We start from the raw sequence: 26257 nt of genomic DNA on the forward strand, positions 1-26257 counted from the left end.
CTCAGCGGTTCAAGCGTTTGAGCAGACGCGCGCGGATTTCGCGCGCGCGTGTTTCGTCGAGCGGTGCCAGGCTGCGACGGGCGGGCGCGGGCACGTGGCCGGCGACGGTGTCCTCGTCGTAGTCGAAGACGTAATGACGGAAGACGTCGCCCCAGATCGCGCGCTCGGCGGGCGGCAGATCACGGATGCTCATGATCGCGAGCATCAGCGTGTCCATCGGCGTATTCGCCCACGCCGGCGCCTGCCGCCACCAGTAGTTCACCAGCACGTTGAACGGCGTCTGCGCTTCCATGTGGTGCCACCACATGCTCGGAATGAACAGCGCATCGCCGGGCGCGAGATCGGCGCACTGCGCCTGCGCCTGGGCCTGCGCGAAGCGCGGGAAGCGGGCGTGGTCCACGTCGGCGAAATCGACCAGGCTCACGGCCTGGCCGGCCGGCGTGAAGTCGAGCGGTCCGATGTAGAGGTTCTCGAGCTGCTGCGGCGGAAACAGCGTCGCGCGCCGCGTGCCGGCGACCACGCAGGCGAGGTTGTCGGGCAGGTCCTGATGCGCGGCGATGCGTGTGCGGTTGCCGATCCAGATGCTGGCCAGCGCGTCGCGCCCGCCCAGCGGCAGATCGTTCTCGGCGCGGAAGCCCGGCAGCCAGGTGTCGATGGTCGTCGAGCCGACGTAGATCGCCGGCGCCGCCGGATCGACGGCGTACTTGAGCAGGGTCTTGAGCGCGACACCCAGGGGCACATTCTCGCGGCGGAAGTTGAAGCCCTGCAACGTGTCGTCGTAGAAGAAGCGGCCGTCGATCTCCGGCGGGCCGACCGTCGCGACCACGGGCGGCCCGTCGACGCGTTCGAAGCGGTGCAGATACTGCGCTACCGCATCGGGCGATTGCTGCGCCGCCTGCACGACCGGCCAGTCGGCCAGCAGGCCGCGCAGCACCAGCGGGGTCTCCGAACGCAGCACGGCCTCGGGAATCGCGCGGGGATCGACCCCCACGATCTCCGGAATGCGCTTATCGACCTGCAGCGCCGGCACGGTTCACCCGGTCGATCAGGTCGCGGAAGCGGGCGACCGACGCCAGCATCATGTAGATCGGCTCGAGATGACCGGCGCGGCCCAACGATGCGAAGGCATCGCCGTCGAGCTGGCGCAGGCGGTCTTCGTCGATCGCGTAATAGCCCGACAGCCGGTTGTCCGAGCCGTCGTCGAGGCGGATGTCGAGCACGAAGGGTTCGAGCAGCTGGTGCTGCAGCAACGCGGCGACGAACGGCGCGTTGGTCTGCAGGCCCTGGTGGATGGTGTTGAGCATCGAGCTCGCGCGTTCGAGATAGTCGCTGGTGCCGCCGTGCGGCAGGAACAGCGCTTCGCCGCGCGCGCTGCCGACGCGCGGATGGTCGAGATCGATGTGCACCAGCATCTCGTCGGCGGACCGGCCGATCAGGAACGGCTGGCGCACGATGGTCAGCGGGATGTAGGTCGCGTCCCAGCGCTCGCCGTCGAGGAACAGGTTCTGTCCATCGGTGAAGCCGAACAGCGCCAGCGGCTGGAACTCGCCGTCGGCGGACTTGCCGAACACGATCGGATAGTTCGCCTGCACGTTGCGGAACTCGGCGGGAAACGTGATCGCCCACATCACGGCGTCGCCGAGCGCGGCGCCATGGCCGGTGTCGACGCGCAGATCCTTGTGGTCGACGTTGTTGAGTTGCACGGTCCTGGACATCACGCTCGCCTAGACGGGGGACAGGCCCCGGGTGTGGATGTGGTCGATCAGTTCGCGGTGGCTGGGCAGCGCCGGAATCATCCTGCGCGCGAGATCGGACGCTTCGCGGAACGCCGCTTCCGCGCGTCCCGCATCGGACGCGCGACGTGTGGTGGCGCGCGTGTCCGGCCGGAATCCCATGCCGTAGAGAATGTACTGCCAGCTGGCCGAGGGAAACACCTCGTCCACACGCGGCAGGTCGTAGCGCGACGGCGCCTGATGGCGCCACAGCGCCAGCAGTTCGGCCAGACGCGCAGGCATGCGCGCAGCGTCGCGATGGTCGCGCCAGTACGCGCTGTCGTCGCGGTGCGACAGCACGTAGTGCAGCTTCAGGAATTCGACGACGCGCGCCCAGCGATAGGCGAACGTGTCGTTGAAGCGCGCCGCGACGGTGTCCATCGTCTCGCGCGTGGCCGGCAGCTGATCGCTGAGCATCGTCGCGGCCAGTTCGACCAGCACCAGCGAGGAGGCTTCCAGTGGTTCGACGAAACCGCTCGACAGGCCGATCGCCACGCAGTTGCGGTGCCAGCTGCGGCGACGGTAGCCGGGCTCGAACGACAGCGACTGGCGGGCGATGACCTCGCAGTCCGCGCCGCCGGTGTCGGCGATGTAGCGTTGCAGCATGGCCTCGACGGCGTCGGCATCGGTATGCGCGCTGGAATACACGTGGCCGACGCCGCGTCGCGCCGACAGGCCGATATCCCAGATCCAGCCGTTGGCCTGCGCGGTGGAGATCGTCTGGCAGGCGATCGGCGTGTCGGCATTCGGATAACGCACCTGCAGCGCCAGAGCGCGGTCGTTGAACAGCACGTCGCCGCAGGCGGTCTTCTCGACGCCGTAGTGCTGGCCGATCAACAGCGCACGCAGGCCGGTGCAGTCGACGAACAGATCGCCGTCGATCGCGCCGTGCGCGCGGGTGCGCAGCGCGGCGATGTCGCCGCTGTCGTGCACGTCCACGCCTTCGACATGATCCGACACCAGCCGCACGCCCAGGCGCTGCGTGCAGTGCGCGCGCAGGAACAGGCCCAGCTTCGCTGCATCCAGGTGGTAGGCGTAGTTGGCGACGGCGGCGTATTCGGGCGTGCCGAACTGCTTGGGCGCGCGGCCGGCATCGCAGAGCTGCGGCTGGAAACTCACCAGCCGGTCGAAGGGCACATCGCCATGCCGCATCCAGCCGGCGACGAGATCCGCATCGTGGTAGCCCTGCGGCAGCACGAAGGGATGGTGGTAGTGATCGTCGGCGCGATCGTGGGTCCAGCGTGCGAACTTCGAGCCCTGCTTGAAGGTCGCATCGCAGGCGCGCACGAAGTCGGTTTCCGACACGCCCACGCGGCGCAGCGTGTCGCGCATCGTCGGCCAGGTGCCTTCGCCGACGCCGATGGTCGGCACGTCCGGCGATTCGATCAGGGTCACGCGCAGGCCGGTGGGCGATGCGCTGTCGTGATCGGCGGCCAGCAAGGCCGCGGTCAGCCAGCCGGCGGAACCGCCGCCGAGGATGACGACGTGACGCAGCGGGCGGCTCAACCTGGCGCGCTCGTGCTGGCGGCCCGCAGATCGCGGCGGGCGCCGTGGAAAAACAGCGCCGCGGCACGGAGCCGCGGCGCATGGGCGTTCACCGGAATCAGAACGTGTACCTGACGCCGAACATGTAGCGCGGGCCGGTCTGGGTGCCGTACAGCAGCTGGCGTGCGTTGCGTCCGTGCGTGCGCTGGGTCTCGTCGGTCACGTTGATCGCCTCGGCCTGCAGGGTGAGGTTGTCGGTGACCTTGTAGCCCACGCTGACGTCGAGCTGGCCGTATTCCTCGACGTACACCGGGTTGGGACGTTCGCTGTCGAAGCCGCTGGACAGGAACTTGTCGCGCCAGTTGTAGGCCGCACGCGCCTGCCACGACCCCTTGTCGTAGAACGCCACCAGATTGGCCGAGTCGCTCAGGCCCACCAGCGCGAACTGGCCGCCGAGGTTGTAGTTGTCGTAGTTCAGGTCGGGACTATCGACGTAGGTGTAGTTCGCCGCCAGACCGAAGCCGCTGTTGCCGAACACGTGCTGCAGATTGAGTTCGACACCGTCGAGCTTCGACGAGCCGGTGTTGGCCGGCGTGGTGATGCGGAAGTTCGCGATCGGATCGCCCGGCTGGCCGGTGATCGTGCCCGTCGCATTGCCGCCCGCGTCGTTCGGACCGCGAACCACGCCCGGCTGGCCGTTGAAGTTGGTGAAGATGTAGTTGCGGATACAGGTCAGATCGGTCGTCGGGCAGGCATTGGCGACCGCGGCATTCCAGTACGCGCCGCCGATCGGCGTCGTCAGGTCGAACGGCGTCGCCTGGATGATCGTCGTGCCGATGTAGTTGTCGATGTTCTTCTGGAAGTAGCCGAACGACAGGTAGCTGGCCTCGGCGTAGTACCACTCCAGCGACAGGTCGAAGTTGTCGGCCTTGAGCGGCTCCAGCCCCGGGTTGCCCTGCTGGCCGGTGCCGCCGTCGATGCGCACCGGTTCGTTGAGCGTCTGTCCGCCCTGGATGTCGCCCCAGCCCGGTCGACCGATCGTGCGGCTGTAGCTGCTGCGCAGGATCAGGCTGTCGGTCAGCTCGGCGCTGAGGTCGATGCTGGGCAGCCAGTGCGCGTAGTCGCCGTAGAGCGTGGTGAAGTCGGAGCCGTCACGCTGGATGCCGATCTCATTGTTGGATTCCCACAGCAGCGCGGTGGCGACCGGCACGAGCGCCGACGAGGTGACGTCGGTCTTCTCGTAGCGCACGCCGGCGGCGGCGTTCAACTGGATGCCGATGTCCCAGGTCGAACTCACCTGGATGTAGGCGCTCTTCGACTTCTCGGTGACGCGGCGATCGGTGTTGTAGGTCGCAGGCGCGAGATACAGCGCTTCGTCGCCGGCGAACTGCGCCGCGAGATCACGCACGGTCTTGAAGTCGAACATGAAGAAGCCGTCGGTGAACGCCGGGTTGCCGCTGCCCGGAAACGCGTCGAAGTAGTCGCCCATGTTGCCGGGGATCCAGATGTTGTCCGGATAGTCCTCGGCGCTGCCTTCCGCGCCGCCCCAGGTGTTGTCGCGCTGCACGTTGCCGTAGGCGGTGCGGTTGTTGGCTTCCGTCGCCGCCACGCCGAAGTCGAGGCGCGAGTAGTCGCCGAACTTGAAGTGACCGCGGGCCTGGACCTGTTCGATTTCCGACTTCATGTAGCTGCGGTGGAACACCGAGCCGGTGACCAGCATGTCGGACGCGCGCGGGCCGGTGTAGCCCGGCGGGTACTGCACGGTCAGGATCGGGAAATCACCGCTGAAGTCGGCGGTCGTGTTGCCGCGGATGAAGGCCGCCGTACCCAGCGTGCCGCCGGAACCGTAGGGGCTGTCCGGGCTCGTCTCTGCGGTCGACTTGTGCACGTCGAGCTCGAAGCCGAGGTTGTCGGTCGCTTCCCACTCGACGTTGAAGCCGAGCGACTTGTTCTCGTTGCGGTTGGCGATGTCCGCGCCGCCCATCGCCAGATCGGCGCCGCGGCAGACGCCCGAATCGGGCGCGCAGGTGAAGGGCAGGATCTCGGTGTAGAGCAGCGGCGCGGCGACCGGACCATCGGTCCACGACGACGACGACGGGCCGTAGTTGAACCACACCGACATGTCGTTGCGCTGCTGCTGGATCTTGTTTTCGGAGTACGTGTAATCGAGCGTCGTGGTGATGCTGTCGGTCGGCGCCCACTGCAGCACGACCTGACCGTTGGTGCGCTGACGCTGCACGCCGGTGACCGAATAGTTGAGGTTCTGCGGCACCGAATAGACATCGTCCGGACCGGGCCGGTTGACGATGTTCTCCGAACCCGGCGTGCCGGGCTGCGGGATCGTGCCCCAGTTCTGCTCGTCGCCACGGAAGCCGCGCCAGCCGCCCGGCACCGAGACCTGGTTGTAGCCCAGGTCGCGTTCCTGGTAGCTGCCGGTCACCGCGATGCCGAAGCGGCCATCGGCGCTGGTGGTGCTGAAGATGCCCGAGACTTCCGGCGTGACCGAGCTGCCCTTGAACTGGTCGGGCAGGTTGTCGAGCGAGGTGTCGTGCACGCCCTTGATGCCGACATTGGCCCGGAAGCCCGGGTTGTCGAGCGGACGCGCGGTCTTGATGTTGATCGTCGCGCCGATGCCGCCGGTCGGGGTTTCCGCGCGGCCGCTCTTGTAGACCTCGACCGCGGAAATCGCTTCCGAGGCGATGTTGGCGAAGTCGTAGGCGCGCGAGTTGGACACGGTGCTGCCGTCGCCGTTGCTCGACGCCGGCATCTGGCGGCCGTTGAGCAGCACAAGATTGAAGTCCGGGCCGACGCCGCGCACGGTGACCCGCGAGCCTTCACCGATCGCGCTGCGGTCGATCGACACGCCGGAGATGCGCTGCAGCGATTCGGCGAGGTTGGTGTCGGGGAACTTGCCGATGTCCTCGGCGATGATGCCGTCGACGATGCCGCGGGCATCGCGCTTGAGGTTCATCGACGATTCGAGGCTGCCGCGGATACCGGTCACGGTGACCGCATCGAGCGTGGTCGCATCGGGACCGTCGGTGGCCGGCTCGGCGACCTGCGCCGCCAGCGGTGGCGCGAGCGCGAACAACAACGCAGACGTGAGAAGCCGCTTCTTCGGCGCGGCGTGCAATCGCTTCATGGATCTCCCCTCCCAAGGATTCGCATGCAGTTCGGTTGTGTACCCGCGCGTCCGGGGGAATGCGGGCGGTGTATTTCAGCGCGGATTGGATGTCAGGTTGACAGCGTTGTCAACGGGCATGGGTCGATGGGGCGAAAACGCATTCGTAACGGGCCAAAACAGGGAATTCGTGCTGCGACGCAGCAGCCTGCTGCGAGATCAGGGCGGCGCCGTGACGGGTCGCAGCGGGTGTGCTTCCGTGGTCAGCACTGTCGTCGCCGGATCCAGCGTCGCCGGGTCGGCATAGAGCAGATAGAAGTACTTGAAGGTCTCGGCGAGCACGAAGCTCTCCATGTCGTCCTTCTTCTCCTTGGTCACCACGTTCGCCAGTGCGGCGAAGCCGCTGTCGGTGCGCGTATGGCGGACGAAGTCGTCGAACATCGCGCGGCCCATGTCGCGCCAGGCGTCGTCGCCGGTCAGGCGATACAGGTACCAGGCGGATTCGACGATCTCCGGCCGCAGCGGGTAGCCGGGCGAGACGACCTTTCGGGCGCGGTAATCCCAGACTTCCGGTTCGATGCCGTGTGCCTGCCACATCGAGAACGCCGAGCGCTGCAGGCGGGCGGCGCGGTCGAGATCACCGGAGACCGCGAGCAGGCCCGGGAAGAACGCATCCAGCGCGCCGAAGCGCGGGGCGATGCGCGCACCGCTCGCCATGTCGACGTGGCCGTACCACAGCGCACCGTCGACCTCGTCGGCGACGTGGGTGTTCAGCGCGGCAATGTGGGTGTCCCACATGGCCCTGCAGCGCGGTTCGGCGAACAACTGCCAGCATTTCCACAGGTATTCGTAATAGGAATCGATGCGCGCGCCGACGTGGGTGCGGGTCTGCGTCCACTGGCCGGTGTCGACATCGAAACGTTCGCCGACCAGGCCGATCGGCGAGCGCATCGCGTAGGTCGCTTCGAGCGCGCGCCAGGCCTTGTCCCAGTACACCTGCTTGCCGGTCAGCCGCGCGAGGGTGCCGTATTCGAGCAGCAGCGTGCCGGACTCGGCCGGGTTGCTCTCGGTGCCGCTGGTTGCGCCGGTGCGCAGGTTGACGGTGACGTAGGGCAGGCCGGTCGGCGAATCGAACGCCGGCAGCAGCCGCGTGCCGAGGTCGTCGGCCAGCGCGAGCAGGCGTGCATCGCCGGTCATCTGGTACCCGGACAGCAGGCCACCGAGCAGGCGGATCACGATCTCGAAATGCTTGACGTCGAGATCCCTGTCGAACGAGAGCTGCGTCGCGATCAGCTCGCGCGCGGCGTCGGCCTCGTCGGTCAGGCCCATGACCAGCAGCGTGTCGAGCGCGTCGACCGGCGTCATCAGCAGCGATTCGCCGTACCAGTCGCTGCCGGTGTTCGACAGCGGCTTGAGGGCATCGCGCCCCCAGGCGTACTGGCGGTAGCCACGCCAGCCGTGCAGGAACTCGGCCTTGACGCGTTCGGCCATCACCGCGTCCGCGCCGTTGGCATCGAGGCGGCGTTGCGCGTCCGGTGCGACGTGCACGACGGTGTGGGTGGTGACGGTGCGCGCAGCCGGCGCCGTCGATGCGCAGCCGGCGAGCAGTGCGGCGCAGGCGGCGAATGCGATGGCGGGGGCGCGCCGGCGGAACCGGTATCGGGGAAGGCTCATGCGTCGATGCTCCGGGTGTGTGCGCCGCGCATCACCGCGAGCACGTCGTGGCAGGCGCCCATCGTGTGGTAATCGGTCTTGCCCGCGGGGCTCTTGAGGTCGTCGTATTTGCCGTTGCGCCGGTCGAGAATGCGGAACCACGCGCCGTGGCTGTGGTCGACGAAGTGCCGCCACGCGTAGTCCCACAGACGCAGGTAGTCGTCGCGGTACCGCGCGTCGCCGGTCGCGTCGAACAGGCGCCAGGCCGCGGCGATCGCTTCGGCCTGCACCCAGAAATACTTGTCGTCGTCGCACCAGTACATCGGCGCCTGCGCGAGATCCGGCGGCGCCGCGCCGCGCGCGGGCGATGCCTCGCGCATCGATACCGGCGCGAAGCCGTACACGATGCCGCCGTGCTCGGCGTCCCAGCCGTGCGCGAGCGCGGTGTCGTAGAGATGGCGCGCGGTCGGCAGCAACCACGCCGGCGCGGCATCGCCCAGATGCGCGCGCAGCGACAGCAGCAGCTTCGCCCATTCGATCTGGTGGCCGGGCTGGAAGCCCCAGGGCCGGAACAGGTGCCTGGGATCGTCCCGGTGGTAGTCCCAGTCGACCGACCAGTCCGCGTGCCAGTGCTCCCAGACCAGGCCGCCCGACAGCGCCGCCTGGCGGCGCGTCATGTGATCGGCAAGCTGCAGCGCGCGTTGCAGATAGCGCGCGTCGCCGCCGGCCTCGTGTGCAGCGATCAGCGCTTCGCACAGATGCATGTTCGCGTTCTGGCCGCGATAGCCGCTGTAGCGCCACTGCGCATCGGCCTCGTCGCGGTACAGGCCCGCATCCGCGTCCCAGGCGTGGCGTTCGAGCAGATCCCAGGTCTCGTCCATCCACGCCTGCGTCGGCAGTCCGGCCTTGCGCGCGCTGGCGCAGGCGAGCAGCACGAAGGCCATGCCGTAGCTGTGGCGGGTGTCGTCCTTGACCGCACCGTCCTGCAATGTCCAGACATAGCCGCCACGCTCGGCATCGCGATGCGCCTCGCGCAGGAAGCGCAGCCCGTGCATCGCGCCAGCGCGCCAGTCGTCGGCATGACGCGAGTCGGCGAACTCGACCGCGGCCATCGCGTAGTCGTAGACGAAGCGCGTGCTGCTGACGAGGTGGCGATGGCCGCGATCGTAGACGCTGCCGTCGTCGCGGAAATAGTGGAAGAAGCCGCCGTCGGGATCGATCGCGCGCGGGTGATAGAACGCCATCGTGTCGGCGATGTGCGCGCGCAATGTGGCTTGTGCGGTGAAGTCGGGCAGTGGCGCGGCGGGCAGGCTCATCGTGAGGTCTCCAGCAGGGCGCGCACGGCAGCCGCGTCGGGCATCGCGTCGAACGCGCCATGGCGTGTGGTCGCGAGTGCACCGGCGGCCGCCGCATGGCGCAGCAGATCCTCGCGCGCCGCGTCGTCCTCGAATGCGGTTGCGAGTCCGTCGGCATCGATGCCGCGTGCGACCAGGCGCTGCAGCAGGCCGGCGACGCAAGCATCGCCGGCAGCGGTGGTGTCGATCGTCTCGACGGTGAAGGTGTCGGCCGTGCCGGCGCGCGTGCGTGTCCACCAGCGCATCGGGGCGGCGCCGTCGGTGACCAGAACCACCGCGGCGTCACCGGCGAACAGGCGCGCGATCGTGCCGGCGAGATCGCCGTCGCCGGTCAGGAACGCGAACTCCTCGGCGCTGAGCTTGATCAGCCGCGCCGCCGCAAGCGCCTGCCACAGGGTCGGCGCGGGATCGACGCCGCGCGGCCACAGCGCGGGGCGCAGATTGAGATCCAGACTCACCAGTGCGCCGGCGTGCGCGGCGCGCGCCATCGCCTGCAGCGTGGTGGCCGCGATCGCGGGCGCGGTCATGCTGTTCGAGCACACGTGCAGCACGGCGACGTCGTCGAAGGCGTGTTCGACGAAATCGTCGTCCTGGAACAGCAGATCCGCAGCCGGCGGCCGGTAGAAACTGAAACTGCGTTCGCCGTCCGCGGCCAGGGCGACGAAGGCCAGTGCGGTCGGCGCCTCGCCGGTACGTCGTACCTGCGAGACATCGACGCCGCGCGTGGCGAGCGCGGCATGCAGCGCGTCGCCGAACATGTCCTGGGCGAGCATGCCGATGAAACGCGCACGACCGCCGAGCGCCGCCACGCCGACGGCGACGTTGGCCGGCGCGCCGCCGGGCTGTTCGATGAAGCGGCGCGTGCCGTCGCCGCCGTGCTCGGCGCGGAAATCGATCAGCGCCTCGCCGAAGCAGGCGACGACGTCGCGCGTGGCTGCAGTCGTTGCCTGCACCCTCAATGCATCGCACCCGGACGCGGCGCCGGCACATCGGCCGTGGTCAGCGCGGCGCCACTCAGGCGCGAGCCGCGCAGGCCGTACCAGATGATGTAGACGTAGCAGACCAGCGGGACGACGAACGCATGCTGGATGCCGATGTTGTCGGCCAGCGCGCCCTGCGCGAGCGGGATCAGCGCACCGCCGACGATCGCCATCACCAGCAGGCTCGAGGCCTTGCTGGTCAGCGTGCCGAGACGCTCGATCGCCGTGGTGAAGATGGTCGGGAACATGATCGAGTTGAACAGGCCGATCGCCAAAGCGCTCCACATCGCCACGTGACCGGTCGTGCTCATCGTGACCACCAGCAGCAGGCAGACCATGCCGGCGGCGAAACCGAGCAGCTTGCGCGCGTCGATGAAGGTCATCAGCGCCGCGCCGAGGAAGCGGCCGACCATCGCACCGCCCCAGTAGAACGCGAGGAATTGCGAGGCGCGCGCTTCGGTCAGTCCACCGATCTCGGGCTCGGCCATGTAGTTGATCAGGAAGCTGCCGATCGCGACCTCCGCGCCGACGTAGCAGAAGATGCCCAGCACGCCCCAGCGCAGATGCGGGGTGCGCAGCGCTTCGAGATAGGTGTGGTGCACCGCCGGGCTGGCCTCGGTGGATTCGCGCAGCGACGGAATGCGCATCAGCAGCACGAACACCGCCATCAACAGCAGGCCGCCGGACAGCAGCAGATACGGCATCTCGACCGAGCGTGCTTCAGCGGCGCGGTAGGCGATCTGTTCGGCCGCGCCCATCGCGGCGATCTCGTCGGCGCCGAGCACCGCCCCGACCAGGATCAGCGGGCCGATCAGCAGCGGAAACACCGTCGTGCCCAGCGAGTTCAGCGCCTGCGCCAGATTGAGGCGGCTGTGCGAGGTTTCCGGCCGGCCGAGCAGACTGATGTACGGATTCGCCGCGACCTGCAGCAACGTGATGCCGCTGGCCAGCACGAACAGCGCGGTCAGGAACACCGGATACGACGGCAGGCGCGCGGCCGGGTAGAACAGCGCCGCACCGATCGCCGCGATCACCAGGCCGATCACGATGCCCGCCTTGTAGCCCACCCGCGCGACGACGGCGCCGGCCGGCATCGACATCAGGAAATACGCACCGAAGAACGTGAACTGGATCAGCATCGTCTGCGTGTAGTTCATCGAGAACACGGCCTTGAGATGCGGGATCAGCACGTCGTTGAGACTGGTCAGGCCGCCCCAAGTGAAGAAGATCAGGCTGACCACCGCGATCGCGGCGGGATTGGACATCGTGCGGCTGGACGGATTCATGCGGCGCTACCTCGGGCCCGGGCGGGCGATTGGAATGCGGTGTCGGGCGCGGCGGCCGTGCTGGCACGGATCTGCAGCGCAACGGGGGCGATGGTGGTGTGGGGCGGGTCGGGCAGCGCACCGCGCAAGCGCGCGAGCACGAGTCGCGCGGCCTGCAGGCCACGGGCGCGCGGATCGGTGGCGATGGTGGTCAGCGGTGGCGAGGCGAACGCGGCTTCGGCGATGTCGTCGAAACCGGTGACGGCGAAGTCGTGGCCGGCGCGGCGGCCGCAACTCGTGAGGCCGGCGATCAGGCCCAGCGCGACGGCGTCGTTGTAGCAGACCGCCGCGGTCGGTGCGGGATCGCGCGCGAACAGCGCCGGCGTCTGCCGCGCGGCCTCGAGGCGCGTGGGCGCGCATTCGATCAACCACGCGGGATCGGGCGCGATGCCCGCATCGGCCAGCGCTTCACGATAGCCGGCGCGACGCTCGCCGCAGGAACTCGACTCGCGATGGCCGCCGAAGAACGCGATCGCGCGATGTCCCTGCGCGAGCAGGTGTTCGGTCGCCAGGCGCGCACCGACGCGGTTGTCGAGCGCCAGATAGTCCCAGTCGCCGATGCCGCCGTCGTCGAGTGTGCGGTTGAACAGCAGCACCGGCAGCCGCGGCCCGCAGACTTTCCGCAGGCGCGCGGCGCTGCTGTGCTCGGCGGGCGAGAGGATCAGCGCGGCCGGTGCGTGCTCGACCAGCGAGGCCAGCACGGCCTGCTGGCGCTCGACCGACTCGCCGGTGCTGCCGAGCAGCAGCACATGACCGGCTTCGGCCAGCGCCGCATCGACGCCCGCGGCGAACTCGGCGAAGAACGGATTCGCCAGATCGTTGACGACCAGCGCCACTGCATTCGACGCGCCGCCGTGACGCAGGCTGGCCGCGCCGCGGTGATAGACGTAGCCCTGGCGCTCCAGCTCGGCGCGGACCCGCGCGCGGGTGTCGGGATGCACCTGCGGGTTGTCGCGCAACACCATCGAGACCGTCGCCTTGGACAGTCCGCAGGCGGCCGCGATGTCGGCCAGGGTCACGCGTCGGGTCGGAGACATGCCAGGAATTTGAACCGGTTCAGACGCGCGCATGGTGACCATTGCAGCGGCCCACGGCATCCTGCGGCGCAGCATGCGGTGCCGGCGCACCGGTGCTAGGTTCGCCGCCATTGAACCGATCCAATCGAGGGCGCGATGGCGAAGCTGGGAGCGGCGATGGCACAGGCGGTATTCGCGATGGGCGCGCTGCTGGGCGCGGGCACGGCGCTGGCGGACGCGCGCGACGTGGGCGAGAAGGCCTACGCGTCGGTCGATCCCTTCATCGGCACCGGCGGCGAGGGCCATACCTATCCCGGTGCGACGGTGCCGTTCGGCATGGTCCAGCTGAGCCCGGACACGCGCATCCAGCCGCGCGCGCAGGCCTACGACTGGGCGGCCGGCTACCGCTACGACGACACCAGCATCGTCGGCTTCTCGCACACGCACTTCTCCGGCACCGGCCATTCCGATCTCGGCGACGTGCTGCTGATGCCGGTCACCGGCCCCGAGAAGCTCGAACGCGGTGATCCCGACGTGCCCGGCAGCGGCTACGCCTCGCGCTTCCGCCACGACGACGAGATCGCCCGGCCCGGCTACTACGCCGTCACCCTCGACGATGCGCGGGTGCGCGCCGAACTCACCGCGAGCGCGCGCGCCGGCGTGCACCGTTACACCTTCCCGGAGGACACCGATGCGCGCGTGCTGCTCGACCTGCGCACGTCGATGTACGACTACCCCGGCAAGATCCTGTGGTCGCGGCTGCGACAGATGCCCGACGGCACGATCACCGGCTTCCGCGAGACCCGCGGCTGGGCGCCGGGCCGGCAGCTGTACTTCGCGATGCGTTTCTCGCGTCCGCTGACCGGACACGCCTTCCACAACACCGAGACCGACATCGCCTACAAGGGCTTCGCGCCGCCGGGCGACCGCAGTCCGGGCGAACGCGCGCAGATCGAAGGCCGGCAACTGGTCGGCACCTTCGATTTCGGCAAGCTCGATGCGCCGCTCGTGGTCAAGGTTGCGATCTCGTCGGTCGACGAAGCCGGCGCGATCGCCAATCTCGATGTCGAAGTGCCGGACTTCGATTTCGACCGCGTGCGCAGCGCCGCAAAGGCCGAATGGACCGAAGCGCTGTCGGTGCTCGACATCGACGCGCCCGAGCCGGACCGCCGCAGCGCCTATACCGCGCTGTACCACACGCTGCTCGGCCCCACGCTTTTCATGGATGTCGACAGTCGCTATCGCGGGCCGGACCAGGCCGTGCACACGGCCGACGGCTTCACCCACTACTCGACGTTCTCGCTGTGGGACACCTATCGCGCGCTGCATCCGCTGCTGACGATCGTGCAGCCCGAAAAGCGCAACGCCGACTTCGTCGACTCGCTGCTCGCCCACCGGCGACGCAGTCCCTACGGCATCCTGCCGGTGTGGTCGTTCCACGGGCAGGAGACGTGGACGATGATCGGTTACCACGCGGTGCCGGTGATCGCCGACGCGTATCTCAAGGGCATCCGCGGTTTCGATGCCGACGCCGCGCTCGACGCGATGGTCGCGAGCGCGTCCTACGGCCCCTACGACGGCCTGCGCCAGTACATGGAACTGGGCTGGGTGCCGATCGACGAGGAGGGCGAGGCCGCGTCGAAGACGCTCGAATACGCCTATGGCGACTGGACGATCGCGCGCATGGCGCAGGCGATGGGCCGCACCGACATCGCGCGCCGCTTCGATACGCGCGCCGCGAACTGGCGCAACGCCTTCGATCCCGGCACCGGCTTCATGCGCGCGAAGAACCGCGACGGCAGTTTCCGCACGCCGTTCGATCCGACCGCCAGCGGCTACGGCACCGACTACACCGAAGGCAACGCCTGGCAGTACTCGTGGTACGTGCCGCACGACGTCGCCGGCCTGGCCGCCGCGCACGGCGGCGCCGACGCGCTGCTCGGCAGGCTCGATGCGGCCTTCGAGGCCGAGGTCGATCCGTCGATCTTCGAGCACATGGAAGACATCACCGGCCTGATCGGCTGGTACGCCCACGGCAACGAGCCCAGCCATCACGTCGCGTATCTCTACGCCTACGCCGGCCAGCCCTGGCGCACGCAGGCGCGGCTGAAGACGATCATGGACACGCAGTACGCCGACCGGCCCGACGGTCTGGCCGGCAACGACGACCTCGGTCAGATGTCGGCCTGGTATCTGTTCACCGCGCTGGGCTTCTATCCGGTCGCGCCGGGCAGCGGCGAGTACGTGATCGGCCGGCCGTTCCTGCCGCGCGCCACCCTGAAGCTGCCGAACGGCAGGCAGTTCACTGTCGTCGCCGACGGACTCGATCAGGGCCACGACTACATCGGCAGCGTCACGCTCGACGGCAAGCCGCTGCAGCGCGCGTTCCTGCGTCACGCCGAGATCCTCGCCGGCGGCGAACTGCGGTTCACGATGCAGGCCGAGCCGTCGCAGGCCTGGCCGGGCGCCGGGGCCGAGGCGCCGTATTCGACGACGCCGGCCGCCGCCGCGCGCTGAGCGCGGATGGCGGTCCACCGGTACGCGGGCGGCGCGGCATAGGCCGCGTCCGCCGTTCGCGCGAGGCGCGTCGACGACATTCCCGACCCTCCCAGATCCGGACGCGCTGCCGGATGGCACCGCGGGGTGCGTTGTACCCAGCGCATGACAACGCTGTCAATCTCCTGCTTGGCGCGCGCCGTTCGCTGCCCGCGCCGAGCGGGTCCGTGACCCCGGCGCCACGCCGGAGCGCTGCCCTGCAGCATTCCCGGCAAAGCGCGCCATGACGGCGTTCGACGGCCTGCGCGAACCGCCAGACCCGGCGATTGGCAAAGTCACGGGCCCTCGCTACGCTCCGCGCACCCCACCCCCGGCCACACGCCCGCCATGTCGATCCAGCCCGTCGCGCCGACGCGCATGAACCCGCTCACCTACGTCATCTTCGGATCGCGTTGGCTGCAGCTTCCGTTGTACCTGGGCCTGATCGTCGCGCAGTGCGTCTACGTGTTCCTGTTCCTCAAGGAACTGACCCATCTGGTGACCGATGCCAACACCCTGACCGAGCAGGGGATCATGCTGCTGGTGCTGGGCCTGATCGACGTGGTGATGATCTCCAACCTGCTGGTGATGGTGATCGTCGGCGGCTACGAGACCTTCGTCTCGCGTCTGGGCCTGCAGAACCACCCCGACCAGCCGGAATGGCTGAGCCACGTCAATGCGAGCGTGCTCAAGGTCAAGCTGGCGATGGCGATCATCGGCATCTCGTCGATCCACCTGCTCAAGACCTTCATCGCCGCCGGTGACGTGGGCCTGCCGGTCTGCGGTTCGGCCGACTTCATTACCGCCGCCACCGCCCACGCGCAGGCGCTCGCCTCGGGCCTGTCGCTGGCCGCGCCGGTCTGCACCAAGGTCACCCAGGCCGGTGTGATGTGGCAGACGATCATCCACGGCGGTTTCATCCTCTCGGCGATCGGCATCGCCTACACCGACCGGCTGATGACCAACAGCACCGCCAAGCGCGAACACGTCGTGCACTAAGCGCCGCGCGGGCGCGGCCATCTGTGGCAGCATCGATGACGCCGTGACAGGGGGACGTCGGGCTGCGATGCAGGACCAGTGGGACAGCGATGGAGACCGATCCGACGGCGCGCCCGCGCGTCGCCGGCGCAACCGTGCGCTGCTGATCGGCGGGCTGCTGGTCGCCAGCGTCTGCGCGGCGGCCTCGGTCGTGGCCTGGAACGATCTGCGCGTACGCCACGAGGCCGGCGAGCGCTACGTGCGCGACATGTCGGCCGGGCTCGCGCGCAATCTCGAACTGACCCTCGGCAATCTCGATCGGGCCTTCACCGGCATCGGCGCGGATCTGGACGCGATCCGGCAGCGCGGGCCCGACACGACGGATGCGCGGGTCGATGCGACGGTGCAGGGCGTGCTGTCGCGTCATCCGGACCTGCAGGATCTCGCCCTGGTCGATGTCCGGCCCGGATTCGCGACGCCAGCCGGCCCCGACGGCGCGCGGCTGCAGGCGGGCGAACCGCTGCCGGCCAGCGACGGTGCGGGGTGGGTCCTGCCGCTTGCGCTGGCCGTCTCCGACGCGCCCGACGGCTCGCCGCGCTGGCTGCTCGGCCACCTGCGGGTGCGGCCGCTGCATGCGTTGCTGCGCGAACTCGATCTCGGGCGTAGCGGCACCGCAACCTTCGTGCATCGCAACGGCCGGATCGTCACCCGCTCGGACCCGGCGGATGCCTTCGTCGGCACCGATGTCCGCCAGTCGATCCTGTTCACCCAAGGCGTCAATCTGCGTGAGACCGGACTGCTCGAAGGCCGCAGCGATCTCGACGGCACGCGGCGCCTGATCGGCTACCACGCCCTGTCGCGGTATCCGCTGATCGCCACGGTCGGCGTGGGGCGCGACGATCTGCTCGCAGGCTGGTGGACGTTCGTCATCGCACTCGCGACCGGCGCCGGCCTGCTGTTGCTGGCGTGGCTGTTCGGCCTGCGCATGCTGGTGGTCGGCGCACGTCGCGAGCGCGCACTGAGCGCCGACATCGCGCGCTCGGCGGGTGCGATCACCGATCTCACCGCGCGCATGCGCGACGTCGAGGCGCAGTACCGCTATCTCTACGAACACCATCCGCTGCCGTCGCTGGTCTACGACCGCGACACGCTGCAGATGCTCGCCGTCAACGCGGCGGCCATCGCCGAGTACGGGTATGCGCTCGAGCAGTTCCTCGCGCTGACGGCCGACGCGATCGTCGTCGACATGGACGGCGATGCCATCCGCCGCGAGGTCGCCCGCGAACCCGCGCCGCACATCGGCCGCCGCTTCCGCCACCGGCGTCGCGACGGCAGCACCTTCGCGGTGACGGTGTACTCGAGCAGCCTGCAGTTCCTCGGCCGTCCCGCGCGGCTGGTGCTGGTGCTCGACACCAGCGACCGCGAGCGCGTCGAGGCCGAGCGCGAGCGCAGCGACGCGCGCTTCCAGATGGTGGCGCGGGCGACCAGCGATGCGATCTGGGACTGGGACATCGCCACCGGCCGCCTGTGGTGGAACGAGGGCTTCAACGCGCAGTACGGCTGGGACTGGCGCACGCACGCGGCGACGATCGACCAGTGGTCGGCGCTGCTGCATCCCGACGACGAGGCGCGCGTCGGGCGCGATCTGGACGCCGCACTGGCGAGCGGCGCGACCGAATGGCACGCGCAGTACCGCCTGCGCTGCGAGAACGGCGACTACGCCTCGGTCGAGGACCGCGGCATGATCCTGCGCGATGCCGGCGGCCAGCCGGTGCGCGCGGTGGGCGGCATGCTCGACGTCACCCGCCGTCGCCGCGACGAGGCCGACCTGCGCCTGCTGCGGCGCGCGGTGGAAGCCACCGAGAACGGCATCATCATTGCCGATGCCTGCGCGGAGGATCAGCCGATCGTCTACGTGAATCCGGCCTTCTCGCGCATCACCGGGTATTCGGCCGAGGACAGCATCGGCCGCAACTGCCGCTTCCTGCAGGGCACCGAACGCGACCAGCCGGCGCTGCCCGCGATCCGCGATGCCATCGCGCAGGCGCACGAGGTCCGCGTGCAGCTGCGCAACTACCGGCGCGACGGCTCGCCGTTCTGGAATGAACTGCGCATGGCGCCGGTGCGCGACCAGGACGGCGCGCTCACCCATTTCGTCGGCATCCTCAACGACATCACCGAACGGCGCCGCGCGGAAGACACGCTCGCGCATCGCGCCACCCACGACGAACTCACCGGCCTGCCGAACCGCGAGCTGGTGATGGAATGTCTGGCCGAGGCGGTGGCCCGCGCCGACGCCGGCAGCGGCTGTGTCGGACTGGTGTTCGTGGATCTCGACGATTTCAAGCTGATCAACGACAGCCTCGGCCACGCCAGCGGCGACGAGGTGCTCCGCACCGTGGGCCGTCGCCTGCGTGCGGCGCTGCAGCCGGGCGATACGGTCGGCCGCTTCGGCGGCGACGAGTTCGTGCTGGTGATGAACGCCGTCGATCGCGACGCCGTCGCCCGCGCGACCGAACGTGTGTTCGCGGCGCTGTCGCAGCCGATGGAGATCGGCGACGCGTCGCTGCAGATCACGCCCAGCATCGGCTACTGCCGCCACCCGGGCGACGGCGACGATCCCGCATTGCTGCTGCGCCATGCCGACCAGGCGATGTACCAGGCCAAGCAGCAGGGCCGGAACTGCGTGGTCGCGTATCGGGACGAATTCGGCACCCAGGCCAGCGAACGCCTCGCGCTGGTGTCGCAATTGCGCGACGCCGTGCAGTCGGGGCAGTTCGCGCTCGCGTTCCAGCTGCAGTTCGACCAGCAGCGCCGGCCCGTGGGCATGGAAGCGCTGCTGCGTTGGCAGCATCCCGAACGCGGCCTGCTGACGCCCGATGCGTTCATCGCGGTCTGCGAGGACAGCGGGCTGATCGTGCCGATCGGCCGCTGGGTGCTGCGCGAGGCCGCGCGGCATCACCGGATCCTCGTCGCGCACGGTTGGGGTCATCTGCGGCTCGCGGTCAACGTATCGGCCGCGCAGTTCCAGCAGGGACTGGTCGACGACGTGCTGTCGGTGCTGCGCGACTTCGAGCTGCCGGCCGGCATTCTCGAGCTCGAGCTCACCGAGAGCGTGGTCATGGCCAGCCCGGACAACGTGATCCGCGACATGGCGACGCTGCGCGACGCCGGCGTGTGCATCGCGATCGACGACTTCGGCACCGGCTATTCCAGCCTCGCGTACCTCAAGCGCCTGCCGCTGCACCGGGTGAAGCTGGACCGTTCCTTCGTGCAGGATCTCGGCCGCGATCCCGACGACGAGGCGATCTGCGACGCGATCATCCGCATGGCGCAGCGGCTGGGCCTGTGCACGACGGCCGAGGGCGTGGAAACCGACGTGCAGTGGAACTGGCTGGCCGCGCACGGCTGCGAGGAACTGCAGGGCTATCTGTTCGCCCGCCCGGCGCCGTTCGAGGACGTGCTGGCGCTGCTGGATCGCCCGGGCGGGGCCTGAGCCGTCGCAGGGCCGGCGACGGCGACCGCGTAGAATGCGGCGATGGATGTGTCACACCTTATCGACGGCCTCAATGCCGCCCAGCGTCAGGCTGTCTCCGCGCCCGATGCCCACTATCTCGTCCTCGCCGGCGCCGGCAGCGGCAAGACCCGCGTGCTCACCCACCGGATCGCGTGGCTGAACGAGGTCGTCGGCGTGCCCGCGCACGGGATCTTCGCCGTCACCTTCACCAACAAGGCCGCAGCCGAGATGCGCCACCGCGTCGACGCGCAGCTGCGCAGTGGCGCACGCGGCATGTGGATCGGCACGTTCCACGGCCTGGCCCATCGCCTGCTGCGCCTGCACTGGCAGGACGCGAAGCTGCCCGAGAGCTTCCAGATCCTCGACAGCGACGACCAGCTGCGTCTGGTCAAGCGCGTCGTGCAGCAGCTCGAACTCGACGATGCGCGCTTCCCGCCGCGTCAGATCGCCTGGTGGATCAACGCGCAGAAGGACGAGGGCCGCCGCCCGCAGCACATCCAGGACGGCGCCGACGAATGGTCGGACGTCATGCGCAAGGCCTACGCGCTCTACCAGGAACGCTGCGACCGCGCAGGCCTGGTCGACTTCGCCGAGATCCTGCTGCGCGCGCATGAACTGCTGCGCGATACGCCGGCGCTGCTCGCGCACTACCGGCAGCGCTTCGGCCATCTGCTGGTCGACGAATTCCAGGACACCAATGCCATCCAGTACGCCTTCGTGCGCGTGCTCGCCGGCGACACCGGCAAGGTGTTCGTGGTCGGCGACGACGACCAGGCGATCTACGGCTGGCGCGGCGCCCAGGTCGAGAACGTGCAGCGCTTCCTGCGCGACTACCCGGGCGCGGAGACGATCCGTCTCGAACAGAACTACCGCTCGAGCGCCAACATTCTCGGCGCCGCCAACGCGGTGATCGCGCACAACCCCGAGCGCCTCGGCAAGCAGCTGTGGACCGACAGCGGCGAGGGCGATCCGATCGATCTGTACGCGGCCTACAACGAGATCGACGAGGCGCGTTACGTCGTCGAGCGCGCGCTGCAGTGGGTGCGCGATGGCGGCTCGCACGGCGACATCGCGATCCTCTACCGCAGCAATGCGCAGTCGCGCGCGATGGAAGAACAGCTCGTCGCCGAACAGGTGCCGTACCGCGTCTACGGCGGCGTGCGCTTCTTCGAACGCGCCGAGATCAAGGACACGCTGGCCTATCTGCGTCTGGTCGCCAACCGCGACGACGACGCGGCGTTCGAGCGTGCGGTCAACACGCCGCCGCGCGGCATCGGCGAGCGCACGCTCGACGAGGTGCGTCAGCAGGCGCGCGCGCAGGGCATTCCGTTGTGGGAATCGGCGATCCGCAGCGCGCAGGGCAATGTGCTCGCCGGCCGCGCGCGCAACGCGCTGGCCGGGTTCGCGCAGCTGATCGACCAGCTGTCGGTCGAGCTGGCCGAGCTGTCGTTGAAGGACAAGATCGACCACGTGCTGGCGCGCTCGAACCTCCGCGTGCACTACGCCAACGAATCGAAGGGCAGCGCCGATTCGCGGGTCGAGAATCTCGACGAACTGGTGTCGGTGGCCTCGCGCTTCGTGCGCGGCGACGACGAGGAGAGCGCGCAGCTGACCGAGATGGTCGCGTTCCTCGCCTACGCCTCGCTGGAAGCCGGCGAAAGCCAGGCCCAGGCCGGCGAGGACGGCGTGCAGCTGATGACGCTGCACAGCGCCAAGGGCCTCGAATTCCCGCTGGTGTTCCTGGTCGGTCTGGAGGAAGGCCTGTTCCCGAGCGCGCGCACCGCCGAGGAAAGCGGGCGCCTGGAGGAAGAGCGCCGGCTCGCCTATGTGGGCATCACCCGCGCGCGGCAGAAACTGGTGTTGACCTACGCCGAAGCGCGGCGTCTGCACGGCCAGGACATGTTCGGCGTGCCGTCACGCTTCCTGCGCGAGATCCCGCCGGTGCTGCTGCACGAAGTGCGGCCGAAGGCGCAGCCCACGCGCGCCTCGTTCCCGCAGCGCCAGCGCGACTTCGGTCACGCGAGTCTGGCGCCTTCGGTGGGCGTGCGTCTGGGCCAGAACGTCACCCACGTGAAGTTCGGCAGCGGCACCGTGACCGACATCGAAGGCGACGGCGCGCATGCACGCGTGCAGGTCAATTTCGACGATGCCGGCAGCAAATGGCTGGTGCTGGCCTATGCGAACCTGCAGCCGGCTTGACGCCGCCGCCCGTCGATCAGGCGGACGGCGGATCCGGACGCCGCGTGCGCGAGACCGCCTTCACGATGCCCAGGCCCAGCAGCACGATGACGCCGACGGCGATCCATTGCGGCGCAAGGCCGGCGAGGTGGGCGCCGTAGGCAAGTCCGCCGATCAGCACGGCCATGCCCACGAGGTAGATGGAAAACGAAGACATCGGCCGCTCCTGTCGTGGAAGACGGCCGGATGCTAGCGGGCCGGTCGTGACGGTCATGCGCATTCAGCTGAACCGATGGCGGCGTCGGCCGTCGGGCGTCAGTCGCGGATTTCGAAGCTCTGGCTTTCGTCGAGCGTGCCGTCGCCATCGACGACGATCCAGCGGCTGCCGTTCTTCTCGAACAGCACCGGCACCGGGTCGCGGAACAGCGGACGGCGCACGAAGCGCAGGGTCCAGCCGAACTGTTCGAGTGTCGCGATCGCGCTGGTCTGCGCAGGCGTGAGCCCGGCGCGGAGCGCGGCGGCGTCCGGATGATCGGGTTTGCGGCGGTCGGGGTGTTGCATCGGGCTCCTCGGAGGACTGGCGACAGCCCTCCGTGTGTCGCGCGCGCACCGATCGTACGTGAATGCGGCGTGTAGACCAAACCGGCATGCCCGACCATGACCTTCCGGCCACGCCCGCGGGGACGCGTGCGCGTACGCTGGGCGGCCTTCGGCCGCGATGCGGCCGCTTCGACTGGAGATTCCATGGCGTCCGCCGCTTCCACGCCCGCCCCATTCCGCCCCCGGACACGCACGCGCTTCGCCGCGACGGTCGGCGGGCTGTTCGCCCTCGCAGGGGCGCCCGCCGCATTCGCCGCCGAAGGCATGTGGACACTCGACAACCTGCCCAAGGCGCAGCTGCAGGCGCAGTACCAGTTCGCGCCGGACCAGGCGTGGGTGGACCACGCGATGCAGTCTTCGGTGCGCCTGGCCGGTGGCTGTTCGGGTTCGTTCGTGTCGCCCGACGGTCTGGTGCTGACGAATGCGCATTGCGTCGTCGGCTGCGTGCAGGGTCTGTCCTCGCCGCAGCGCGATCTGCAGAACGACGGTTTCGTCGCCGATGCGCGCGGCGAAGAGCTGCAGTGTCCGGCCGAGGAACTCAACGTGCTGCGCGCGATCACCGACGTCAGCGGACGGCTGGCCAGCGCGGCCGAAGGCAAGCAGGGCCAGGCCTACGTGGATGCGCGCAATGCCGAGAAGAGCCGCATCGAATCGGAATGCGTTGGCGACGATGACGCGAAGACGCGTTGCGACGTCGTCGAGCTCTACAACGGCGGCCAGCAGCATCTCTACCGCTACCACCGCTACTCCGACGTGCGCCTGGTGTTCACGCCCGAGTATTCGGTCGGCTTCTTCGGCGGCGATCCCGACAATTTCAATTTCCCGCGCTACAACCTCGACGCCGCGCTGCTGCGCGCCTACGAGGACGGCAAGCCGGCGAACGTCGAACACCACTTCACGCTCAAGCCCGAAGGCGCCGAGCCGGGCGAGCTGGTCATGGTCACCGGCCACCCGGGCCGCACCCAGCGCCAGCTCACCGTCGCCCAGCTGGAAACCGTGCGTGACGTCAGCCTGATCAACAACCTGTTGTGGCTGGCCGAACGCCGCGCGATGCTGGGCCAGTATGGCCGCGTCAACGAGGAAGCTACGCGTCAGGCGCAGTCCGATCTGACGTTCACCGACAACAGCTACAAGGTGTTCCGCGGTCAGCTGCAGGCGCTGCTCGACCCGCAGGTGTTCGCCGGCAAGCGCGCCGAGGAAGCGCGCCTGCGCGACGGCGTGGACGCGGCGCCGTGGAACGAGGTCGAAGCGGCGCAGGTCGTCGCGCGTCAGCTCGCGGTGCCGTACATGCTGCTCGAGCAGGGCCGCGGGTTCGACTCGCGGCTGTTCGGCATTGCCCGCACGCTGGTGCGCGGCGGCGCCGAGCGCGCGAAGGCGAACGACGTACGTCTGCCCGAGTTCCAGGACGCCGGCCAGGGCCGTCTGCGCCAGACGCTGCTGAGCAAGGCGCCGGTGTATCCTGAGTTCGAGATCGCCAAGCTGACCTGGTCGCTGACCAAGTTCCGCGAACTGCTGGGTACCGACGACCCGCTGGTGAAGGCCGTGCTCGGCACGCAGTCGCCGGCGCAGGTCGCACAGACGCTCGTCGAAGGCTCGAAGCTCGCCGACGTCGCCGAGCGCGAGCGTCTGTGGAACGGCGGCGCCGCGGCGATCGAAGCCTCGGACGATCCCTTCATCCGCCTGGCCCGCGCGGTGGATGCGCCGGCGCGCGCGGTGCGTCAGCGCCAGGAGTCGGAGGTGGCGTCGATCGAATCGCGCGCCGCCACGCAGATCGCCAAGGTGCGCTTCGAGAAGCTCGGCACCACGGTGTATCCCGATGCGACGTTCACCCTGCGCCTGTCCTACGGCGACGTCGCCGGCTGGGAAGAGAACGGCAAGGCGATCGAACCGTTCACGACGATGGGCGGCGTGTTCGCGCGCAACACCGGCGCCGAGCCGTACGCGCTGCCGAAGCGCTGGCTGGACGCGGAAGGCCGCATCGCCCGGGACACGCGTTTCAACTTCGTCAGCACCAACGACATCATCGGCGGCAACTCCGGCAGCCCGGTGATCAACCGCGACGCGCAGGTCATCGGCCTTGCATTCGACGGCAACATCCATTCGCTGGGCGGCAGCTTCTGGTACGACCCCAAGCTCAACCGCACGGTGTCGGTGCACAGCGCGGCGATCATCGAGTCGCTGAAGTCGGTCTACGGCGCCGACGCGCTGGTGGGTGAGCTGCTGCAGAAGTAAGCGGCATCGTGGTGTGAGATCGAAACGGCGGCCCGGCATCCGGGGCGCCGTTTTCGCATGCGCGCTTCGCTCTACCCGTCCTACGGAACGACGACACGTCCACCGGCGGCGCTGTCGATGCCCGCCTGCAGCACGCGCATGACATCGAGTGCTTCGTCGAGCGTGACCGGCGGCGGGGTACCGTCGCGGATCGCATCGCGGATGCCGGCATAGAACGCGCGGTAATCGCCCGCAGGGATCGGCGATGGCGCGTCGTGCAGCGCGCCGTCGGCGTCCACGCGCAGCAGCCGGCCGGGTGCTGGATCGACACCCCAGTTCTCCCCGCCCGGCACGCCGCCTGCGCGCAACGCGGCTTCCTGCGGATCGAGCCCGTGCTTGAACCAGCTGCCGCCCGTGCCGTGCACGGCGAAGCGCACGCCCGCGCCCGGCACCAGCGCGCCGGCATGCAGGATCACCCGCAGCCGCGGATAGCGCAGCACCACATGGACGTAGTCATCGACCTCCGCGCCACTGCGCTGGATCGCGATATCGGCCTGCACCGCATCCGGCACGCCGAACAACTGCAGGGCCTGATCGACCAGATGCGGACCGAGGTCCAGCCACAGTCCGGCGCCCGGACCTGCGCGTTCACGCCATCGGTCGGGCACGGTGGGGCGGAACCGGTCGAAATGCGAATGCACTTCGGCGATCTCGCCGAGCGTGCCGGCCTCGACCAGCGCGCGCAGCGCGAGGAAATCGGCATCCCAGCGACGGTTGTGGAACACGCCGAGCAGCCGGCCGCTCGCGCGTGCTGCCGCGGCGACCTCCAGTGCTTCGCGCAGATCGATCGCGAACGGTTTGTCGACGACGACATGCCTGCCGGCCTGCAACGCTGCGATGGTCAGCGGCGCATGTGTCGCGTTGGGCGAAGCGATGACGACCAGATCGATCGCGGGGTCGGCGAAGGCGCGCTGCGGATCACCGACCACGCACGCGTCGGGCAGGTCTGCGTGGACCTTGCCCGCGTCACTGGACACCACGGTGTGCAGCGCGAGTCCGGGCGTCGCCCGGATCAGCGGCGCATGGAACACGCGGCCGGCGAGTCCGTAGCCGACCAGCGCGACGCGCAGCACCTCGCCCACGGACTTACCAGCCGAACAGCTTGAAATAGGTCTGCGGCACGTCGTCGCGGTCACCGTCGATGCTGCCGTCGCCGTCGCGGTCGTAGAGGAAATACGCCGGACCGCGCGAGGGCACGACCTGCACCGCGCGCAGCTGGCCGGCGATGCGGTACTCGGTGATCTGGTCGCCGTTGGACTCGGTGCGGGTCACCTGCTCGGCATCGGCGGGCACGCCTTCGGGCAGGCCGGAACCGCCAGTCGTCGCGCATGCGGTCAGCCCGGTCAGGCAGGCGGCGAGCAGCGCGATTCTGAGACGTGTCATGACGGATTTCCCTGTGTCGGAGATTGAAGTCGCAGTATGCGCGCGCCTCGTGGATGCCGACGTGGACGCGGCATTCGCGAACGACCGT

18 protein-coding genes are annotated in these 26257 nt (G+C 69.1%); 5 read left to right on the forward strand and 13 right to left on the reverse strand.

The features are described from left to right. Window position 1: 1 nt before the first annotated feature. From V3391_RS14730 to V3391_RS14770, 9 genes are all read right to left on the reverse strand, one after another. Complete coding sequence (locus tag V3391_RS14730; RefSeq protein WP_332079695.1) at window positions 2–1021, reverse strand: cupin-like domain-containing protein; 1020 nt, start codon at window positions 1019–1021, stop codon at window positions 2–4. Continuing rightward, the gene (locus V3391_RS14735; protein WP_332079196.1) at window positions 1008–1715 is read right to left on the reverse strand and encodes a SapC family protein; all 708 of its coding nucleotides are present in this window, start codon (window positions 1713–1715) and stop codon (window positions 1008–1010) included. Before V3391_RS14735 ends, V3391_RS14730 begins: the two co-directional genes overlap by 14 nt. A 9-nt stretch (window positions 1716–1724) precedes the next feature. Then, a complete protein-coding gene (locus tag V3391_RS14740) occupies window positions 1725–3278 on the reverse strand; it encodes a tryptophan halogenase family protein (RefSeq protein ID WP_332079197.1) in 1554 nt (517 codons plus the stop codon). A 97-nt stretch (window positions 3279–3375) separates the two neighbouring features. Beyond that, a complete protein-coding gene (locus V3391_RS14745; RefSeq protein ID WP_332079198.1) occupies window positions 3376–6399 on the reverse strand; it encodes a TonB-dependent receptor in 3024 nt (1007 codons plus the stop codon). Between the two features lie 198 nt (window positions 6400–6597). Next, entirely contained in the window at window positions 6598–8052 is a 1455-nt protein-coding gene (locus V3391_RS14750; RefSeq protein WP_332079199.1) for a glycoside hydrolase family 47 protein, read from the reverse strand. Then, window positions 8049–9347 carry an AGE family epimerase/isomerase gene (locus V3391_RS14755; RefSeq protein ID WP_332079200.1) on the reverse strand — a complete coding sequence of 433 codons (1299 nt, stop codon included), beginning with the start codon at window positions 9345–9347 and terminating at the stop codon, window positions 8049–8051. The genes V3391_RS14750 and V3391_RS14755 overlap by 4 nt, the downstream gene beginning before the upstream one ends. Continuing rightward, on the reverse strand, window positions 9344–10339 hold the full coding sequence (locus tag V3391_RS14760; RefSeq protein ID WP_332079201.1) for a carbohydrate kinase family protein: 996 nt from the start codon (window positions 10337–10339) through the stop codon (window positions 9344–9346). Before V3391_RS14760 ends, V3391_RS14755 begins: the two co-directional genes overlap by 4 nt. Before the next feature lie 2 nt (window positions 10340–10341). Beyond that, a complete protein-coding gene (locus tag V3391_RS14765; protein ID WP_332079202.1) occupies window positions 10342–11631 on the reverse strand; it encodes a sugar MFS transporter in 1290 nt (429 codons plus the stop codon). A 17-nt stretch (window positions 11632–11648) separates the two neighbouring features. Further along, window positions 11649–12728, reverse strand: coding sequence for a LacI family DNA-binding transcriptional regulator (locus V3391_RS14770; RefSeq protein ID WP_332079203.1), 1080 nt, complete (start codon window positions 12726–12728; stop codon window positions 11649–11651). Window positions 12729–12863: 135 nt separating this feature from the next. On the opposite strand from V3391_RS14770, the gene V3391_RS14775 reads away from it, so the two are divergent. From V3391_RS14775 to uvrD, 4 genes are all read left to right on the forward strand, one after another. Then, window positions 12864–15224, forward strand: a complete 2361-nt coding sequence (locus V3391_RS14775; protein WP_425497269.1) for a GH92 family glycosyl hydrolase — start codon at window positions 12864–12866, stop codon at window positions 15222–15224. Between the two features lie 366 nt (window positions 15225–15590). Further along, a complete protein-coding gene (locus tag V3391_RS14780; protein ID WP_332079204.1) occupies window positions 15591–16241 on the forward strand; it encodes a TIGR00645 family protein in 651 nt (216 codons plus the stop codon). 67 nt (window positions 16242–16308) lie between these two features. Then, window positions 16309–19716, forward strand: coding sequence for an EAL domain-containing protein (locus V3391_RS14785; protein WP_332079205.1), 3408 nt, complete (start codon window positions 16309–16311; stop codon window positions 19714–19716). Window positions 19717–19758: 42 nt separating this feature from the next. Next, on the forward strand, window positions 19759–21936 hold the full coding sequence (gene uvrD, locus V3391_RS14790; RefSeq protein WP_332079206.1) for a DNA helicase II: 2178 nt from the start codon (window positions 19759–19761) through the stop codon (window positions 21934–21936). A 16-nt stretch (window positions 21937–21952) separates the two neighbouring features. Here the strand turns inward: uvrD and V3391_RS14795 are convergent, their stop codons facing one another. Further along, window positions 21953–22132 carry a hypothetical protein gene (locus V3391_RS14795; RefSeq protein WP_232134023.1) on the reverse strand — a complete coding sequence of 60 codons (180 nt, stop codon included), beginning with the start codon at window positions 22130–22132 and terminating at the stop codon, window positions 21953–21955. A gap of 98 nt (window positions 22133–22230) precedes the next feature. Continuing rightward, window positions 22231–22476 carry a hypothetical protein gene (locus V3391_RS14800; RefSeq protein ID WP_332079207.1) on the reverse strand — a complete coding sequence of 82 codons (246 nt, stop codon included), beginning with the start codon at window positions 22474–22476 and terminating at the stop codon, window positions 22231–22233. Between the two features lie 183 nt (window positions 22477–22659). On the opposite strand from V3391_RS14800, the gene V3391_RS14805 reads away from it, so the two are divergent. Then, window positions 22660–24747, forward strand: a complete 2088-nt coding sequence (locus tag V3391_RS14805; protein ID WP_332079208.1) for a S46 family peptidase — start codon at window positions 22660–22662, stop codon at window positions 24745–24747. An 80-nt stretch (window positions 24748–24827) separates the two neighbouring features. Here V3391_RS14805 and V3391_RS14810 read toward each other — a convergent pair whose 3' ends face one another. Then, window positions 24828–25868, reverse strand: coding sequence for an oxidoreductase (locus V3391_RS14810; protein ID WP_332079209.1), 1041 nt, complete (start codon window positions 25866–25868; stop codon window positions 24828–24830). A 4-nt stretch (window positions 25869–25872) separates the two neighbouring features. Continuing rightward, window positions 25873–26169, reverse strand: a complete 297-nt coding sequence (locus tag V3391_RS14815; protein ID WP_332079210.1) for a DUF2782 domain-containing protein — start codon at window positions 26167–26169, stop codon at window positions 25873–25875. Between the last annotated feature and the right edge of the window lie 88 nt (window positions 26170–26257).

Origin of the sequence: Luteimonas flava, from assembly GCF_036584485.1 — a bacterium.
In the GTDB taxonomy this organism is placed as follows: Bacteria; Pseudomonadota; Gammaproteobacteria; order Xanthomonadales; family Xanthomonadaceae; genus Luteimonas; species Luteimonas flava.